This window comes from Flavobacterium sp. YJ01, from assembly GCF_029320955.1.
Classification (GTDB): Bacteria; Bacteroidota; Bacteroidia; order Flavobacteriales; family Flavobacteriaceae; genus Flavobacterium.
The window spans coordinates 3330103-3347400 of the sequence record NZ_CP119757.1 but is presented as its reverse complement, the minus strand read 5'-3'; the positions used below and the strand labels follow the sequence as shown (position 1 = coordinate 3347400).

Annotated in this window: 16 protein-coding genes; 12 read left to right on the top strand and 4 right to left on the bottom strand. The window is 33.1% G+C overall.

Annotated elements, in window-relative coordinates:
• Nucleotides 1–105 precede the first annotated feature (105 nt).
• Entirely contained in the window at nt 106–825 is a 720-nt protein-coding gene (locus P0R33_RS14630; protein ID WP_276171918.1) for a response regulator transcription factor, read from the bottom strand.
• Nucleotides 788–1549, bottom strand: a complete 762-nt coding sequence (locus P0R33_RS14625) for a histidine kinase (RefSeq protein WP_276171917.1) — start codon at nt 1547–1549, stop codon at nt 788–790. Before P0R33_RS14625 ends, P0R33_RS14630 begins: the two co-directional genes overlap by 38 nt.
• A 282-nt stretch (nt 1550–1831) precedes the next feature.
• Here P0R33_RS14625 and P0R33_RS14620 point away from each other — a divergent pair, with 282 nt between their 5' ends.
• The 3 genes from P0R33_RS14620 to rpoN all read left to right on the top strand — a co-directional run bounded on the left by P0R33_RS14620 (nt 1832) and on the right by rpoN (nt 7710).
• A complete protein-coding gene (locus P0R33_RS14620) occupies nt 1832–4198 on the top strand; it encodes an MMPL family transporter (RefSeq protein WP_276171916.1) in 2367 nt (788 codons plus the stop codon).
• A gap of 468 nt (nt 4199–4666) precedes the next feature.
• Nucleotides 4667–6112 (top strand): asparagine--tRNA ligase, encoded by a 1446-nt coding sequence (gene asnS / locus P0R33_RS14615; RefSeq protein ID WP_276171915.1) that lies wholly within the window; start codon nt 4667–4669, stop codon nt 6110–6112.
• Between the two features lie 137 nt (nt 6113–6249).
• Complete coding sequence (rpoN, locus tag P0R33_RS14610) at nt 6250–7710, top strand: RNA polymerase factor sigma-54 (protein WP_276171914.1); 1461 nt, start codon at nt 6250–6252, stop codon at nt 7708–7710.
• Nucleotides 7711–7935: 225 nt separating this feature from the next.
• Here the strand turns inward: rpoN and P0R33_RS14605 are convergent, their stop codons facing one another.
• Both P0R33_RS14605 and P0R33_RS14600 read right to left on the bottom strand, forming a co-directional pair.
• A complete protein-coding gene (locus P0R33_RS14605; RefSeq protein WP_276171913.1) occupies nt 7936–8355 on the bottom strand; it encodes a hypothetical protein in 420 nt (139 codons plus the stop codon).
• A 32-nt stretch (nt 8356–8387) separates the two neighbouring features.
• Entirely contained in the window at nt 8388–8978 is a 591-nt protein-coding gene (locus P0R33_RS14600) for a thymidine kinase (RefSeq protein WP_276175660.1), read from the bottom strand.
• Between the two features lie 236 nt (nt 8979–9214).
• On the opposite strand from P0R33_RS14600, the gene P0R33_RS14595 reads away from it, so the two are divergent.
• From P0R33_RS14595 to P0R33_RS14555, 9 genes are all read left to right on the top strand, one after another.
• Nucleotides 9215–10291: a hypothetical protein gene (locus tag P0R33_RS14595; RefSeq protein ID WP_276171912.1), complete on the top strand. Its 1077-nt coding sequence runs from the start codon at nt 9215–9217 to the stop codon at nt 10289–10291.
• A 105-nt stretch (nt 10292–10396) separates the two neighbouring features.
• Nucleotides 10397–11116 carry a 16S rRNA (cytidine(1402)-2'-O)-methyltransferase gene (gene rsmI, locus P0R33_RS14590; protein ID WP_276171911.1) on the top strand — a complete coding sequence of 240 codons (720 nt, stop codon included), beginning with the start codon at nt 10397–10399 and terminating at the stop codon, nt 11114–11116.
• Nucleotides 11117–11150: 34 nt separating this feature from the next.
• Entirely contained in the window at nt 11151–11606 is a 456-nt protein-coding gene (locus tag P0R33_RS14585) for a hypothetical protein (RefSeq protein ID WP_276171910.1), read from the top strand.
• A 9-nt stretch (nt 11607–11615) separates the two neighbouring features.
• Nucleotides 11616–11960 (top strand): HopJ type III effector protein, encoded by a 345-nt coding sequence (locus P0R33_RS14580; protein ID WP_276171909.1) that lies wholly within the window; start codon nt 11616–11618, stop codon nt 11958–11960.
• A 234-nt stretch (nt 11961–12194) separates the two neighbouring features.
• On the top strand, nt 12195–13898 hold the full coding sequence (gene recJ, locus P0R33_RS14575; protein ID WP_276171908.1) for a single-stranded-DNA-specific exonuclease RecJ: 1704 nt from the start codon (nt 12195–12197) through the stop codon (nt 13896–13898).
• On the top strand, nt 13885–15168 hold the full coding sequence (locus tag P0R33_RS14570) for an MFS transporter (protein WP_276171907.1): 1284 nt from the start codon (nt 13885–13887) through the stop codon (nt 15166–15168). Before recJ ends, P0R33_RS14570 begins: the two co-directional genes overlap by 14 nt.
• Nucleotides 15169–15747, top strand: a complete 579-nt coding sequence (locus tag P0R33_RS14565) for a hypothetical protein (RefSeq protein ID WP_276171906.1) — start codon at nt 15169–15171, stop codon at nt 15745–15747.
• Between the two features lie 137 nt (nt 15748–15884).
• On the top strand, nt 15885–16748 hold the full coding sequence (locus tag P0R33_RS14560) for a carboxypeptidase-like regulatory domain-containing protein (protein WP_276171905.1): 864 nt from the start codon (nt 15885–15887) through the stop codon (nt 16746–16748).
• Nucleotides 16749–16928: 180 nt separating this feature from the next.
• Complete coding sequence (locus tag P0R33_RS14555) at nt 16929–17285, top strand: hypothetical protein (RefSeq protein ID WP_276171904.1); 357 nt, start codon at nt 16929–16931, stop codon at nt 17283–17285.
• The last annotated feature ends 13 nt before the right edge of the window (nt 17286–17298 follow it).

Below are 17298 nucleotides of genomic sequence, written 5' to 3'. Positions count from 1 at the left end.
CTTTTGATTTATTGCCGCAAATATCAGAACTGAGTCTTACGTGAAAAAGCAAATTTCCAGCTAATTTTCAATGTATGTAACAAGTCGGAAAAACTTTGTAATAAGTTATAATTTTACCTTTTTCAAAAAATCAGAACGATAAGTTTCGCTCAGAATTAGAGCCGTATTTTTATTATTTTCTTCTAAATGATGAAGCACAATTTCGTTATGGTTAAAGAATTTTATTGCCTTTACAGCTACAATTTCTTTTTTGTTGATTCTGCAGAAATCGGCATCGGGCAATTCTTTTAAAAGCGTATCGAATTTCACATTTTTCAAATTCAGAAAACTTCCGTCTGCCAATAAAACCGTTTTATCACGACTATCGCTTGCCGCTGTTGTGATGTATTGAATTTTATTGAAATACAAAAGTGTTTTTCCTTTATCGGTATTCAATTGAATAAATTTTTTTGAATTATCCGATTTATCAAAACGCTCAAAAGCTTTCGTAATCGCTTTTTGAAGACGCTCCAGTTTTACAGGTTTTGTGATGTAATCAACTGCATCAATATTAAAAGCATCGGCAGCATAATCTTTATACGCCGTGCAGAAAATCACCAGTTTATTGTCCAGCATTTCAGCCAAATGCAAACCATCCATTCCTGGCATTTCGATATCAGAAATTAAGAGATCAAAATCCAGTTCGGGAATATCGGACAAAAGTTTCTGCGGATTGTTAAATGTCTTTACAATTTCCAATTCTGGAATTTGTTCGCAAAGCATTTTTAAATAAGTCAACCCCGGAAGCTCATCGTCCAGAAGCAAGCATTTCAGTTTTGTATTCAAGTAAATCTATTTTTAAATGTGCAATATAAATGTCGTTTTCTACAAACTTATCGAGTTTAAAATTATTCTTGTAGATAATTCGAAGTCTATGTTCTAAAGTCGCGTGTCCGAAACCGCTTCGCTCCTTTTTTAATACTTTTTTATCGGAGATTTTATTAGAAACCGTCATAAAAAAAGCGTTGTCTTTAAACTCAAAAACAACCGAAATAAAAGCGTCGGCACTTTGAAGATCGGCATGTTTAAAAGCGTTTTCTATTAAATCAATAGAAATCAAAGGCGCCAACAAAGGCTGATCGTATAATTTATCGTCTTCGTTAATATTGGTTTTGATTTTCAACTCGAAAAGCGGACTTATTTTTATTTTATTGATTTCGATTAAATTCAATGCAAAATTGATTTCTTCTTTTGCCGTTACGAATTTCTTTTTGCTTTCGTATAAAATATAATCCAGAACATTTGCCAGTTTGTCTAAAGCAAAATAGGTTTGATAAGCGTGCGACTGAATCGAATTTAAAATATTCTTAAACAAATGCGGATTTAATTTTGATTCTAAATTCTCCAACTGCAAATCGTTTACTTTAGATTCTAAAGCATAAAAACTTTTTTCAGCATCGTCTTTTGCTTTTTTGATTTGCATTAATTGATAAATCATAAAACAAATGATGATGATGAGCAATAGCAGAATTGCTAAAAAAATAAAAGTTGTTGTATTGTTTTGCTGCATAAAGCTGTTCTTGAATTATTTTATAATAGCAATTGTAGTATCAAAGATTGCCTGAATTCTTTTATCATCAATCCCTTTTAAACGACATAAAAAACAAAATGTTTCGTTTTCATTACAAATTCACTACAAATATGAGAAAAGCTAATCGTAATACAGTAAAAAAGAAGAAAATTATCACAACAGAAAATCTTCTAAATATGTGTTAACGTTAAGTAAAATATATGGGTTAATTTATGATTTCGAGCACTTTTCACTACATTTGCATCCATTTTTAAAGAATATATGAAAAACGCTGTCCAAGTCGGATTTTGGGAGAAACTAGCCCGAATTATACTTAAAAACAGAATAACTATTTTAGTTATTCTTTCCTTGCTAACCATTTTCTTTGGTTATCAATGGAAAAACTTGTCTATGACTTATACCGAAGCGAATCTGCTTCCAAAAGATCATATTGCCAATAAAGAATACCAAAAATTTCTTGATAAGTTTGGTGAAGAAGGAAATCTAATTGTTATTGGTTTTAAAGATCCTAAGTTTTTTACGCCTAAGAATTACGCTGCTTGGACCGAATTGATGAATGGTCTGAAAAAAGCAAAAGAAGTAGATTTGGTAATTTCTTTGAACGATTTGAAGAAATTGGAAAAAGATACTGTAAACCAAAAATTTGTTCTAGCGCCTTTTATTGAAGAAAGCAAAGCCCTTAATCCAGCTTATTTAAAAACGGTTCAATATGATTTGTTTCACAATCTTCCTTTTTACGAAGGTCTTTTGTTTAATAAAGAAAGCGGAAGCGTTCGTTCTGCCATTTACATGAACAAAGCGCTGGTAAATACAGCTGAAAGAAAGACTTTTATTCTAAAGGATTTAGTTCCGAAAATCGATAAATTCGAAAAAACTACTGGAATCGATCTTAAAGTTTCTGGAATGCCATACATCCGTACAATCAACGCAGACAATATGAAAGGCGAAATCGGACTTTTTATTGGAGCGTCTTTATTGACGGTTTCTTTGATTTTCTTTTTCTTTTTCCGTTCGTTTAGAGCTACTTTTATTTCGATTTGTATTTTAATTGTCGGTGTAACTTGGTCGTTTGGAACACTGGGATTATTTGGTTACAAAATCACGATTTTAACGGCAATTATTCCGCCACTGATTATTGTTATCGGAATTACAAACTGTATTTTCTTGATTAATAAATATCAACAGGAAATTAAACTTCACAATAATCAGGCAAAAGCGTTACAGCGTGTTATTTCAAAAATTGGATCTTCGACTTTGATGACTAATTTAACGGCTGCAATTGGTTTTGCCACTTTGATGATTACAGGAAACGAATTGCTTTTTGAATTTGGTTTGGTAACTTCAATCAACGTGCTTTCTGTTTATACTTTGACACTTTTTATCGTGCCAATTATTTACAGTTTTATGCCATTGCCAAAAGCAAAACACTTATACCACTTAGACAAAACGTATATTTCGACACTTTTAAATACTGTTGCAACGGTAGTAAAAGGCAAAAAAACAATCGTTTATATTATTTATGCGGTACTTTTTGCAGTAAGTTTAAATGGAGTTAGACAAATGAAAGTGTCGGGAAGTTTAATTGGCGAAATGCCAAAAAGCGCTTCTTTCTTTAAAGATATTTTATTTTACGAAAAAGAATTCAACGGTGTAATGCCGCTTGAAATTATGATTGACACCAAAAAGAAAAAAGGTGTTATGAAACCAGCAACAATTCGTAAAATGGATGAATTGCAAAATACTATTTCTGAAATTCCTGAATTGGCAAAACCGGTTTCTGTTGTAAACTTGGTTAAATATGCAAAACAGGCTTTCTACAACGGAAATCCTGAATATTACCAATTGCCAACTTCTCAAGAACAAACTTTCATTTTGGGTTATGCTAAAAATGCAACCAAAAACAGCAAAGAAAATTTAATGAAAGCCTACGTTGATTCAACTGGACAATACGCGCGAATCACGACTTTCATGAAAGATATCGGAACCGATGAAATGGCAAAAGTAGAAGGAAAACTTCGCAAAAAAATTGACGAAATTTTCCCGAAAGAGCGTTATAAAGTTACGATTACAGGAAAAGCTTTAGTTTTCCAAAAAGGAACAACTTATTTAGCACACAACTTAATCGAGTCGTTATTGTTCGCGATTTTGACTATTGCAATTTTAATGTTGTATTTATTCCGTTCGTTCAAAATGGTAGCAGCTTCTTTGATTACGAATATTTTACCGCTTTGTATTACTTCGGGATTAATGGGTTATTTTGGAATTCCTCTAAAACCTTCGACGATTCTGGTATTCAGTATCGCTTTCGGAATCTCGGTAGATAATGCGATTCAGTTTATGGCGAAATACAAACATGATCTGATGCAAAATAAAGGAAAAGTGAAGAAATCTGTTTTCAGCGCTTTGAGAGAAACTGGAGTAAGTACTTTCTATACTTCTGTGGTTTTGATTTTAGGTTTTGCAACTTTCACATTATCAAGTTTCAGCGGTACAATTGCTTTAGGAGGATTAATTTCTTGTACTTTGGTTTTTGCGATGTTTGCTAACTTGGTTGTATTGCCTTCATTGGTTTTAACTTTCGAAAAGAAGAAAACTAAGAAAGAAGAATTGGAGAGTTTGGAGAAATAATTTTTTTTTGCCACGAATTTCACGAATTGGCACGAATTAAAAATAAAAAAATCTTTGTCAAAGTTTCGAACTTTGACAAAGATTAACGTACAGTTTGTCATTCCGAGGAACGAGGAATCTCACACGAAGATCGACAAAGATTTGCCACAATATTGTCATTTCGACGAAGGAGACTCGAGCGATAGCGAATAGGCGAAGCAAATCTCCGCAAATAGCTCCGCTTAGTAACTCATAACTTTGTAGAGTTTCTTACGAAGATTTCTCCTTCGTCGAAATGACAAAACAAGAGAAATTGCTTCTTTTGAAACCAAATGCCCTAGCCCCGATCGTGGCGGCATCCTTTCTATTTTTCCTTTAAAAATAGAAAGATATAGCGAAGAGCGGGAAACAGCTTCAAAAATTAATTATTATCGATTATATTTGCAGTTGTTCAAAACGAATATTATTTAATATCAATTATATATAAAAATGAAACACACAAAAGTTAGAGACTTATTAAACAGTACGACTACGTTACAGGAAGTGAATGCAAAAGGTTGGGTGAGAACTTTTAGAAATAATCAGTTCATCGCTTTAAATGACGGTTCTACAATTAATAATATTCAATGTGTTGTTGATTTTGAAAATACACCAGAAGAGACTTTAAAAAGAATCACAACTGGAGCAGCGGTTTCTGTAATTGGAACTTTGGTAGAAAGTAAAGGTGCTGGTCAGAAATACGAAATTCAGGTTACAAAATTGGAAATCCTTGGAGATTCTGATGCAGAGAAATTCCCAATGCAGCCTAAAAAACACTCTTTAGAATTTTTACGTGAAAACGCTCACTTGCGCGTACGTACAAATGCTTTTGGTGCGATTATGCGTGTGCGTTCGGTATTGTCTTATGCAGTTCACAAATATTTTCAGGATAAAGGTTTTGTTTACGTAAACACGCCAATTATCACTGGAGCTGATGCTGAAGGTGCTGGAGAAATGTTCCAAGTTACTTCTTTGCCTTTGGATAATCTTCCAAAAAATGAAGAAGGAAACATCGACTTCAAAAAAGATTTCTTTGGAAAACACACTAACTTAACGGTTTCTGGACAATTAGAAGGAGAAACTTTCGCAATGGCTTTAGGTCAGATTTATACTTTTGGGCCAACGTTTAGAGCTGAAAACTCAAACACTTCTCGTCACTTGGCAGAATTCTGGATGATCGAGCCAGAAGTTGCTTTCAACAACCTTGATGACAACATGGATTTGGCTGAAGATTTTATTCAGTACGTAATTAAATATGCTTTAGACAACTGTAAAGACGATTTGAAATTCTTGGAAGGAAGACTTTTAGAAGAAGAAAAATCAAAACCTCAGGCAGAAAGAAGTGAAATGGCTTTGTTAGAGAAGTTGAACTTCGTTTTAGAAAACAACTTCAAACGTGTTTCTTATACTGAAGCGATTGACATTTTAAGAGATTCAACTCCAAATAAAAAGAAGAAATTCCAATATATCATTAACGAATGGGGAGCTGATTTACAATCGGAACACGAACGTTATTTAGTTGAAAAACACTTTAAATGTCCGGTAATTTTGTTTGATTACCCAGCAAACATTAAAGCGTTTTACATGCGTTTGAACGACAACACAGAACCAGGAAGAGAAACGGTTCGTGCAATGGATATCCTTTTCCCTGGAATTGGAGAAATCGTTGGTGGTTCTGAAAGAGAAGAACGTTACGATGTTTTGGTTGAAAAAATGAAAGCGTTAGAAATTGACCAAGAAGAATTATACTGGTATTTAGATACGAGAAGATTTGGTTCTGCAACACACGCAGGTTTCGGTTTAGGATTTGAACGTTTAGTATTGTTTGTAACTGGAATGACAAACATTAGAGACGTAATTCCTTTCCCAAGAACTCCTGGAAGTGCGGAATTTTAATCTGAGGTTCTAAGATACTGAGGTACTAAGATTCTAAGGTTTTAAAATATAATAATATTTGTTTCAGGTTTCAAGTTTCAAGTTGTGGCACGTTCTACAACCTGAAACTTGAAACTTGAAACTTTTAACAAAAACAAATGCTAAAGCAATTTTTAAATTTAAAATTATCCCAAAAATTATCTCCACAGCAAATTCAGCTGATGAAGTTAATTCAATTGCCTACGCAAGCTTTTGAACAGCGTTTATTAGAAGAAATGAACGAAAATCCAGCTTTGGAAGCTGGTAAAGAAGACGATTACGAAGCTGATGAATATGCAAATGAAGACTACGACGATTATGATGATGCAGAATCAGACAGAATCGAAGCAGACGACATTAACATTGACGAATATCTAAGCGACGACGATACGCCTGATTACAAAACTCAGGTAAACAATTACAGCGACGACGAAGAGCGCGAGACACCTTTTGCTGCTCCGATAAGTTTTCATCAGGATTTAATCAATCAGCTGAATACTTTTATTTTGAATGATGAAGAACGCGAAATCGCTGAATTCCTTGTTGGAAGTATTGATGATATGGGTTATATCCGCAGAAGCATTCCGGATATTGTAGACGATATGGCTTTTACTCAGGGAATTTATACTGATGAAGCAATGGTCGAGAAAATGATGACCGTTATTCACGAATTAGAACCTTCGGGAGTTGGCGCACGTGACCTTCAAGAATGTTTGTTATTGCAATTAAAGCACAAAACTCCAACTGAATATGTTGATTTAGCAATCGATATTATCGAAAATCAGTTTGATGCTTTTACGAAGAAACATTACGATAAACTTTTACAGAAATACAGCGTTTCGAACGAACAGCTTAAAAAAGCGATTCACGAAATCGAAAGACTAAACCCAAAACCGGGCGGATCTTTTACAGGAAATAATAAAGTTACGGAAAATGTTGTTCCAGATTTTGCAATCAGAATTGTGGACGGCGAATTGGAATTAACCCTAAACGGACGTAATGCTCCTTCCCTGCACGTTTCTAAAGATTATCAGGAAATGATGCAAACCTATAAAGAATCTCGTGATAAATCGACTGCTCAGAAAGATGCCGTTCAGTTTATCAAACAAAAGCTAGATTCTGCTAAATGGTTTATCGATGCGATTAGACAGCGCCAAGAGACGCTTTTTGTAACGATGAACGCGATAATGCATTATCAGGAAGAATATTTCTTGGATGGCGACGAAACCAAACTAAAACCAATGATCTTAAAAGACATTGCAGATATGGTTGGTTTGGATATTTCGACCATTTCTCGTGTTGCAAACAGTAAATATGTTGAAACTCCATACGGAACAAAACTAATTAAAGAATTCTTTTCTGAGGCAATGAAAAATGATCAGGGAGAAGATGTTTCTACTTTAGAAATTAAAAAAATTCTTCAAAACACAATTGAAGAAGAAGATAAGAGAAAACCGCTTCCAGACGATCAATTGGCTGAAATTTTAAAAGAAAAAGGTTATCCAATTGCAAGAAGAACTATCGCAAAATATCGCGAACAGCTGGATATTCCTGTAGCGAGAATGAGAAAGAAAATTTAGATTTTTTTTATAACCATATAAGAAATATAAGTTCATTTAAATAGTAACCCGACAGGTTTTAAAATCTTGTCGGGTTTTTTATGTTCTCAATTTATTGTCAGGCTGAGCGAAGTCGAAGCATTGCGTATAGGGCTTCGACTTCGCTCAGCCTGACAATCGTTTTCAAAAAAGCAAACCCGATAGATTTTTAAGATCTATCGGGTTTGCTTTATAAATTAATCTTGATTATTTATATTGATCTGGCAATATCTTCACATCAAATAAAAATTCTTTCTTTTTATCGCTATAATGATAAATCAAAGTATAATCATTATCTCTAAAAACCTGAAGTCCTGGATTTGCTTTTGCTGTGCTAATCAAACTTTTTTCAATTTCTTCTTTAATAACATTTATCTCAGCCGTTTCTTTAGCAACATTCAACAAAGTCAAATTATACTGAACAAATCTTTCTTCTGGAAGACTTACGCTGTCTAAACGAATTCCTTCTTGAATGTTTAACGGGCAATTTTTATTGTATTTTGCAACCAATTCAACTACTTCGGTATTTACTTCATTAGCATTTTCAGAAAGAAAAAGTTGAAAATACGCAACTAAAGCAACCGCAATTCCAATCAATATTAATAATAAAATGTTTTGTTTTCTCATATCTCAGATTAATTACGGCTTATAATATATTTTTATTTTTCCTGATTTTTTTTCATGGCATTAAAATACGCTGCACGGCTAAGTGGCTCGTATTCTTCTGTTTCACCGAGCATTACTAATTTATCATTTGCGGTTTTTCTAAAGCTGTAATTAGCTAAATTTCCAGTTCTGGTACAAACGGCATGAACTTTCGTCACATATTCCGCAGTTGCCATAAGTCCTGGCATTGGACCAAACGGATTTCCTTTAAAATCCATATCTAATCCGGCAACAATAACTCGAATTCCTTGATTTGCCAAATCATTACAAACTGTAATAATTTCGTCATCAAAAAATTGTGCTTCATCAATACCAATCACATCGCAGCCTTGCGCTAAAATTAAAATATTAGCCGCAGCAGGAACTGGTGTAGAGCGAATTTGATTGGCGTCGTGAGATACAACCATTTCGTCATGATAGCGTGTATCAATAGCAGGTTTAAAGATTTCGACTCTTTGTTTGGCAAATTGAGCGCGTTTTAATCTGCGAATCAGCTCTTCGGTTTTACCCGAAAACATTGATCCACAAATAACTTCAATCCAACCAAATTGTTCTTTGTGATTTACTGTATTTTCGAGAAACATTTTGTATTTTTCTGCCTTTAAAAATGAATAGTTTTTATTACTTTGTACTGGTAATAAATCGACGTAAAAATGTGTTGTTTTACATTTTTTCAAAAGTAGAAAATTTTTATCAAATCGAATATTAGCGAAAGCTTATTAACAGAAATAAAAAATTATCTTTTGATTTTTCCTTGAGAATAGAGACATTCAGACATTAAATACACTAAAATACCTTATTCACTATAATTTCAACAGTTATGAAAAAAAAATTGGAAGCCGATTTAATCAGCATTGCTCATCGAATTTTGAAGCTTAAGAACAAATCCGATATCAATCAATTGTACCTTGAAACTCAGAGATTATACGAGAAATTAGCGGTATTAAAATTTGTAGAAGAGAATTTCGACGCTGCAAAACCAACAATTGGACAAAATGATATTACTTCAGAGTTAGAAACAATTTTCGATAAAGAAGAAACAATTCATGCTCAAATAGAAATTCCTGAGCCATCAGCAATAATTGAACTTGAGGAATCTTACGAACCAGAAATTGCAGAAGAAATCGTTGCTGAAATTCCTGAAACAATTGAAGAAGAAATAGAAGAACCTATCGCTGCTGAAGTTGCTGAACCAATTATTGAAGAAGAAACCGAACCAATTGCTGCCGAGGTTATTGAATCAGTTGAAGAAAAAACAGAGGAACCAATTGTTGCTGAAATCATTGAACCTGCAGCAGAAAAAGAAATCGAACAAATTGAAGAATCTAAAACTGCGATTGACGAACTTTCTTTTACAACTGTAAATGAATTGAAACCAATTCCAGATTTCAAACCAGCTTTTGAATTAGAAACTGAAGAAATTAAAGAAGAGGAAAAAGAAGAACCAAAAGCTAAAAGCTCTCCAATTCCGACAATTTTGTTTGAAGATTTTGGAATAAATTATGCTGATGCCCAGTTTGTAAAAGTCGATAGTTTTGAAGCTGTTCCTGCTAAAACTCCTTCGATAAATGATTTTAAGGAAGAAAAAAAGGACGAGAAAAAAGTCGAAACTGCTATTCTAGAAACTCCCGCACAGCCAAAAGCAGTTAGTTTAAACGAAAAATTGGCAAGAGGTTTTCATATTGATTTGAATGACAGAATTGCTTTTACAAAAAACCTTTTCGGAAATAGCACTGAAGATTACAGTCGAGTTTTAAACCAGCTTTTAACTTTTGATTCTTATGCAGAAGCGCAAGAATTTATCGAAAATATGGTCAAACCAGATTATAATAATTGGGAAGGAAAAGACGATTACGCAGAACGTTTTCTTGGAATTATTGAAAAGAAATTCTCATAAACACGAATTTCACAGATTTTCACTAATTCATTTATGTGAAATTTTATGCACTTTAATCATTCGTGATAATTCGTGCAATCTGTGTTTAAATTATCAAAATTAATTATGTCAAAATTATATATCGTTCCAACGCCAATTGGCAATCTTGAAGACATGACTTTTAGAGCCATTCGGGTTTTGAAAGAAGTCGATTTGATTTTGGCGGAAGACACCCGAACAAGCGGAAAGCTCTTGAAGCATTTTGAAATCGGCACGCACATGCACAGCCATCATATGCACAACGAACACAAAACCACAGAAAATTTAATTGCTCGTTTGAAGGCTGGTGAAACCATCGCATTGATTTCAGATGCAGGAACTCCAGCAATTTCAGATCCAGGATTTTTGTTAACCCGCGCTTGTGTCGAAAATAAAATTGAAGTGGAATGTCTTCCAGGCGCAACGGCCTTTGTACCCGCTCTTGTAAACAGCGGACTACCAAATGACAAATTTATTTTTGAAGGTTTCTTACCCGATAAAAAAGGACGTCAAACTCGTTTTTTGGCTTTGGCCGAAGAAACACGAACGATGATTTTATATGTTTCTCCGCATAAACTTGTTAAAACTTTAGGTGAGTTTATCCAGTATTTTGGAGAAGACAGGCAGGTTTGTGTTTCCAGAGAATTATCAAAATTACACGAAGAAAATGTACGCGGAACAGCGAAAGAAGTTCTAGCGCATTTTGAAAAAACAGCTCCACGCGGCGAAATCGTCGTTGTCGTTGCTGGAAAAACAATAGAAAAGGAAGCCAAGAAAAGTAAATATTCTAAGGACGAAGAAGAATAAAAGCTATTTACAATCAAGAAAGTTCTCTTAATTAATGAAAAAAACAATTTTTATAATTATCTGTTGTGCATTATTAAGCTGTAATAATTCAAATCATAGTTTGAATGCAGAAAAAGCGTTATTGGATAAAATTTCGCAACTTGAAAATGAAAATCAAAAATTAAAAGATTCATTATCAAAAAATGAACGCGATTTTATAAATTCTCAGATGTTAATTGGAATTCCGGATGTAGAATCTTTTACAGTTGGAAAAAAAAATAATATTTCCTTCTTGTTTCACACATTAGATAAAAAACTACCTCAATACGAAATTTACAAGGTTGAAAATAAAAGAGAAATTAAAATCGGTCAAAACAATCAAACAAAATTTAATTACGAGTTTATCCCAAAATCAATAGGCGATAATAAAATACACCTATTAGTAAAAATCCCATCTGGAGGAAAAATTACTACTTTGCAGACTTCAATATCATTAAATGTAAAAAAATAAATCAAAATCATGAGCGTACAAGCCTTTTTAGAAAAAGTAAAACAAACTCCAACACAAATCACATTTCCTGAAACAATTGCAGTAATCGAAGAAAACTACAACTTTACTCCAACTGCTTTTCAAAACGGAACGCAACACAATGCTGCTGGCGAAAATTCTGGTTCTTGTAAATTGTTTTCTTTCGCGAAACTTCAGAATTTAAATAAAGAAGAAACTTTAGCATGTTTTGGCGCTTTTTATTTTGAAGAAGTTTTAGGCGATCCAAACGGAACAAATCATCAAAATATTAGAAATTTCATCAACTTAGGTTGGGACGGAATTCAATTTGAAGGAAATGCTTTAGAAGCGAAGTAATATTTTAGATTTTAGAATGTAGATTTTAGATTGCTGAAATCTACATTCTAAAAAAACTTTGGCAAAGTTAAAAACTGAATATCTCTACTACAGATTAAAAATCGTTTTAAATCTTTTATCCCGATAGCTATCGGGAGTGGCAAAAAAAATTACCAATCAGATTAAACGATTTCAGAAATCCACAATCTAAAATCAATAATCTAAAATCAATAATCTAAAATCTAAAATCAACCCATGCGTTGGACTATAAAACCAAAACCTTCTGAAGATAAAATAAAACATTTGGCACAAGCCTTAAATGTAGAAGATTTTGTAGCAACACTTTTGATTCAGCGTGGCATTGAAACTTTTGAAGATGCAAAAAACTTTTTTCGCCCTTCACTAGAACATCTTCATGATCCGTATTTAATGAAAGATATGGACAAAGCCGTTGCTCGAATCGAAAAGGCGATTGAAAATCAAGAAAATATTTTGGTTTTCGGCGATTATGATGTAGACGGAACAACTGCAGTTTCTTTGGTTTCTTCCTATTTAAAATCATATTATCCAAATATTGCCACTTATATTCCAGATCGTTATGACGAAGGTTATGGCATTTCATATAAAGGAATTGACTACGCAGACGATAACGGAATTTCTCTAATTATCGCTCTTGACTGCGGAATCAAATCAATAGATCATATCGCATACGCGAAAGCGAAAAACATCGATTTTATAATCTGTGATCACCATAGACCTGGAGAATTTCTTCCTGATGCGGTTGCGGTTTTAGATCCGAAAAGGGAAGACTGCTCCTACCCTTATGACGAATTGTGCGGTTGCGGAGTTGGTTTTAAATTGATTCAAGCTTTAGGTCAAAATCGAAATGAAACTATTGAAGATTTAGTTCCGTATTTGGATTTGGTTGCTACAGCAATTGCAGCCGATATTGTTCCGATTACAGGAGAAAACCGTGTTTTGGCTTACTTCGGATTAAAAGTCATTAACACCGAACCTCGGCCAGGAATTAAAGCTTTGGTTCATCAAGTAAAAAAGAAAGTTCTCGATATTACCGACGTTGTTTTTATTATTTCGCCAAGAATTAATGCCGCTGGAAGAATAAAACATGGCAATCATGCTGTTGAATTGTTAACTGAATTTAATTTTGAACAAGCACAGCAATTCGCTTCAGAAATTGAACAATACAACGCAGATCGAAAAGATTTAGACAAAAAAATAACAAAAGAAGCTTTTCAGCAGATTTTAGAAAATAACGAAGAAGAACGTTTTTCTACCGTAGTTTTTCAGGAAGATTGGCACAAAGGCGTTATCGGAATTGTGGCTTCAAGATTAATTGAAACCTATTATCGTCCGACTTTAGTTTTCACTAAAAGCGGAGATAAATATGCCGCTTCTGCCCGATCTGTAAAAGGCTTTGATGTTTACAATGCTTTAGATGCCTGTTCAGAACATTTGGAACAATTTGGAGGACATATGTATGCGGCGGGAATGACTTTGAAAGCAGAAAATTATTCTGTTTTTAAAGAAGCTTTCGAAAAACAAGTTTCTGCCACTATTCTTCCCGAGATGTTAACTCCAGAAATCGAAATTGACGCCGAAATTAATTTCTCAGATATCACACCTAAACTCATTCGAATTTTAAAACAATTTGAACCTTTTGGCCCACAAAATATGACACCGGTTTTTATGACTAAAGATTTAAAAGATACTGGCTATGCCAAAACTCTTGGCACTGAAGAAGAACACCTTAGGCTTTTCGTTAAACAAAACAACTCCGACGGAATTGCTGCAATTGGCTTTGGACTTGGGAAAAAATTAAACATAGCACAAAATCAAAATCCGTTTCAACTGGCGTATTGCATTGCCGAAAATGAATGGAACGGAACTGTTTCAACACAGCTTATGCTGAAAGACATTAGAACAAATGGAAGAAATTAAATCGAATAAGCCAGATCCATATCAGGCATTGCGTTACAGAGAATTCAATGTGTTTTTATTATTGCGTTTTGCCATGGTTTTCGCTTGGTCGATGCAGTTTATTGTAATTGAATGGGAAGTTTACAGTTTAACTAAAAATCCGCTTTCTTTAGGAATTATTGGTTTAATGGAAGTTATTCCAGCCGTTTCAATGGCATTGTTTGCTGGTCATATTGTTGATCAAAAAGAAAAGAAAAGTTTATTGGTGAAATGCATTTTCGGTTTTTCAGTAATCAGTTTTGGGCTGTTTTTATTGACTTGGCCAAAAGTGGTTGGCGGTTGGTCTTCTCATGTAATTTTGTATTCGATTTACGCTTTAGTATTTTTTGGAGGTTTGGTACGTGCCTTTCTCGGTCCAACTATTTTCTCTCTTTTATCACTTATTATTCCTAAAAAAGCATATCCAAATGCTGCCACTTGGAGCAGTACAGTTTGGCAAATTGGAGCCGTTATGGGACCAGCGTTGGCAGGATTTTCAATTAACTGGATTGGCGTTCATTGGTCAATGTGTCTGGTTTTCGGATTTTCTATTCTTTCCTTAATTGCCTTATCACAAATCAGCGCAAAACCAATTATTAATCCGAAAATTGGAGAATCGATAAAAGACAGTCTTACAGAAGGTTTGACATTTGTATTTAGAAACCAAATTGTTTTAGGAGCTTTGTCACTAGACATGATTGCTGTATTATTTGGAGGCGCTGTAGCATTATTACCTGTTTTTGCACAAGACATTTTAAAAGTGGGTTCTGAAGGATTTGGTATTTTGAGAGCCGCGCCTGCCGTTGGAGCCTTTATTACCATGATTGTTTCGGCCTATATTCCTTTATATAAAAACGCAGGAAAGAAACTTTTAGCAGCGATTTTCGTTTTTGGTTTATCGATTATTTTATTCGGATTCTCGACCTCATTTTGGCTTTCGGTTTTTGCTTTATTTTTGAGCGGATTGGCAGACGGAATCTCAGTTGTAATTCGTCAGACAATCTTACAGCTTAAAACTCCAGATCATATGCGTGGGCGTGTTGGCGCAGTAAATTCGATTTTTGTTGGATCTTCTAATGAATTAGGAGCTTTTGAAAGCGGTGCAACTGCAAAATTGATGGGAACTGTAACTTCTGTAATTTTTGGAGGAAGCATTACACTTCTTACTGTGTTAGGTTTTAGTTTTATATCTCCAACTTTTAGAAATTTAGATCTTCAAAAAGATATGGACGATCATCATAAATTGGAGTAAATGCCGAAATTGAAAAAAACACTCTTAAGAGTTCATTTAGCGACATTAATTATGCTTGTATGTAATGTCTTGATTATTGGCGCTTTTGGAGTTAGTTTAATCTCCAATCTTCTCTTAATTTTTAGAGTTTTATTTTACGTTTCAGCCGCTGTACTTTTCTTTTTTTATATAAAACCTTTTAAAAAGAAAGCAATCTATTTCGGATTTTATTTCTTCTATCCAATATTTGCTTTTTTGGGCTGGTTAATCGACGGAATTTTTGGAGCTATTCTTTCTTCTCTTTTATTTCTATTTTTTAGTCCAACAGACTGTAGATTTGAAAATGATCAAATTCAAATAAACAAACCGTTTACAGGGTTCTTAAGCGGATGCTGTAAATATGAAGTTATAGAGAAAAAATATTTCCTATTTCAAAAAAAAGTAGCCACTTTTCAGTTTGAAGAAGATTTGTATTTCAAAAAAAATGACATTAAAATTCATGATAATTCTTTGCAAATACATCTTCTCTTGAAAGAATTTAATCCAAATGAAGATAATTATATAGCTAAGGACTCAACTATCTATGTTTTATTGAAATAAAAATTTTAATAGATTTTCTTAGTTTCTATTTATAAATTTGTAAATCAGCAAAATGCATTTCTTTCAAATGTTAAAAATTGGCTAAAATAGATTTCTGATTTAATCTTATTTCATTTCTTTATTTAAAAAATAATTGAATGAAATATACTTCTACTCTAGTTTTCATCTTTTTATCTTTCGGATTTTATGCTCAGGAAAATATAATTTCTGGCGCAATAAAAGATTCAAAAACTAATTCTTCTTTAGAATATGTCAATATCGGAATCGTCAATAAAAATGCGGGAACAATTTCAAACGAAAAAGGAATTTTCAAATTAAAATTGAACGAAAAAGTAAATCAAAATGATACAATTGTATTTTCCCATATTGGTTTTGAAAGCAAAAAAATAATGGTAAATCAACTAAAATTAGAGAAAAATTTAATCGAAATGACGCCTTCCGAAAATACTTTAAAAGAAGTTATTGTCACATTCAAAAAACCAAAAGATAAACAATTCGGAAGAAGTTCGAAAGGACTTGGACTTATGCATTTCAATTTTTTTACTACTCTCGACAAAACCGTTGATGATTATTTAAGTCGTGAAAGAGGAATGGAATTCCGAATAAAAAAAGACTGCAAAGTAACCTACTTCAATTTCAACATAACTTCTAACGAATTTAAATCGGTTAAATTTAGATTGAATTTTTACAAAGTTGAAAATGGTTTGCCCTCTAAAATCTTAATTGAAAAAGATATTATTTTTGAAGTAAAAGACAACAAACTTGGATTATTTACAGTCGATTTAAAACCGTATGATATTTATCTCGATAAAGAAATGGGCGATATTGCGGTTACGATTCAATGGATTGAAAGTGCAAAAAGCGATGAAAAAAGTAAATACTTTTCTATTTCTACAGCAATGTCAGCCACAGAAAACAGTTTTTATAGAGAAAAAAACATGTCAAATTGGAGCAAAACAGGGCAAAGTTTGACTTTTTACCTCAACACTTTGTGTCAATAATTAATTATCGTGTTCTTGGTTTTGCGTAAATCCTTCGACTTCGCTCAGGAAGACATAAAATGAGATTTAATTCTTTTATTCAATCTCTTACTCTTTGGAAAAAAATAACATTTTTTATGAATTTTTTATTTAGAATTAATTTAAATAATATTTATATTTGTTGAATTAAAAGGTTTTACGATGAGAGAAATTGAACAGATATATCATAATAATTTTGGAATAGCTTTTTACTGGAAAGATCATAACACAACAATTTCAGACAAAATACAATTGGTTTTTAAAGAAACTGGCTTTTATTTTACAGTTCAAGAATTAAATCTTTTCTGCGATTTAATTGAAGACAGTATGATTGAAAACGCTTGTTGCGAAGCTTGCGAAATGAAATATTCTTGCCATAAATTTCTATTAAAAACGCCATGCAATTCTATAGATTTGGCAGTAAATATGACCGAATTAAAATCGATTAAAGATTTGGTTGAAGGTTCTTTGTTCAAAATTGAACTTGACGAATATATTTATGGAGTTGGAATGAATTAAGAAGCATTCTAAA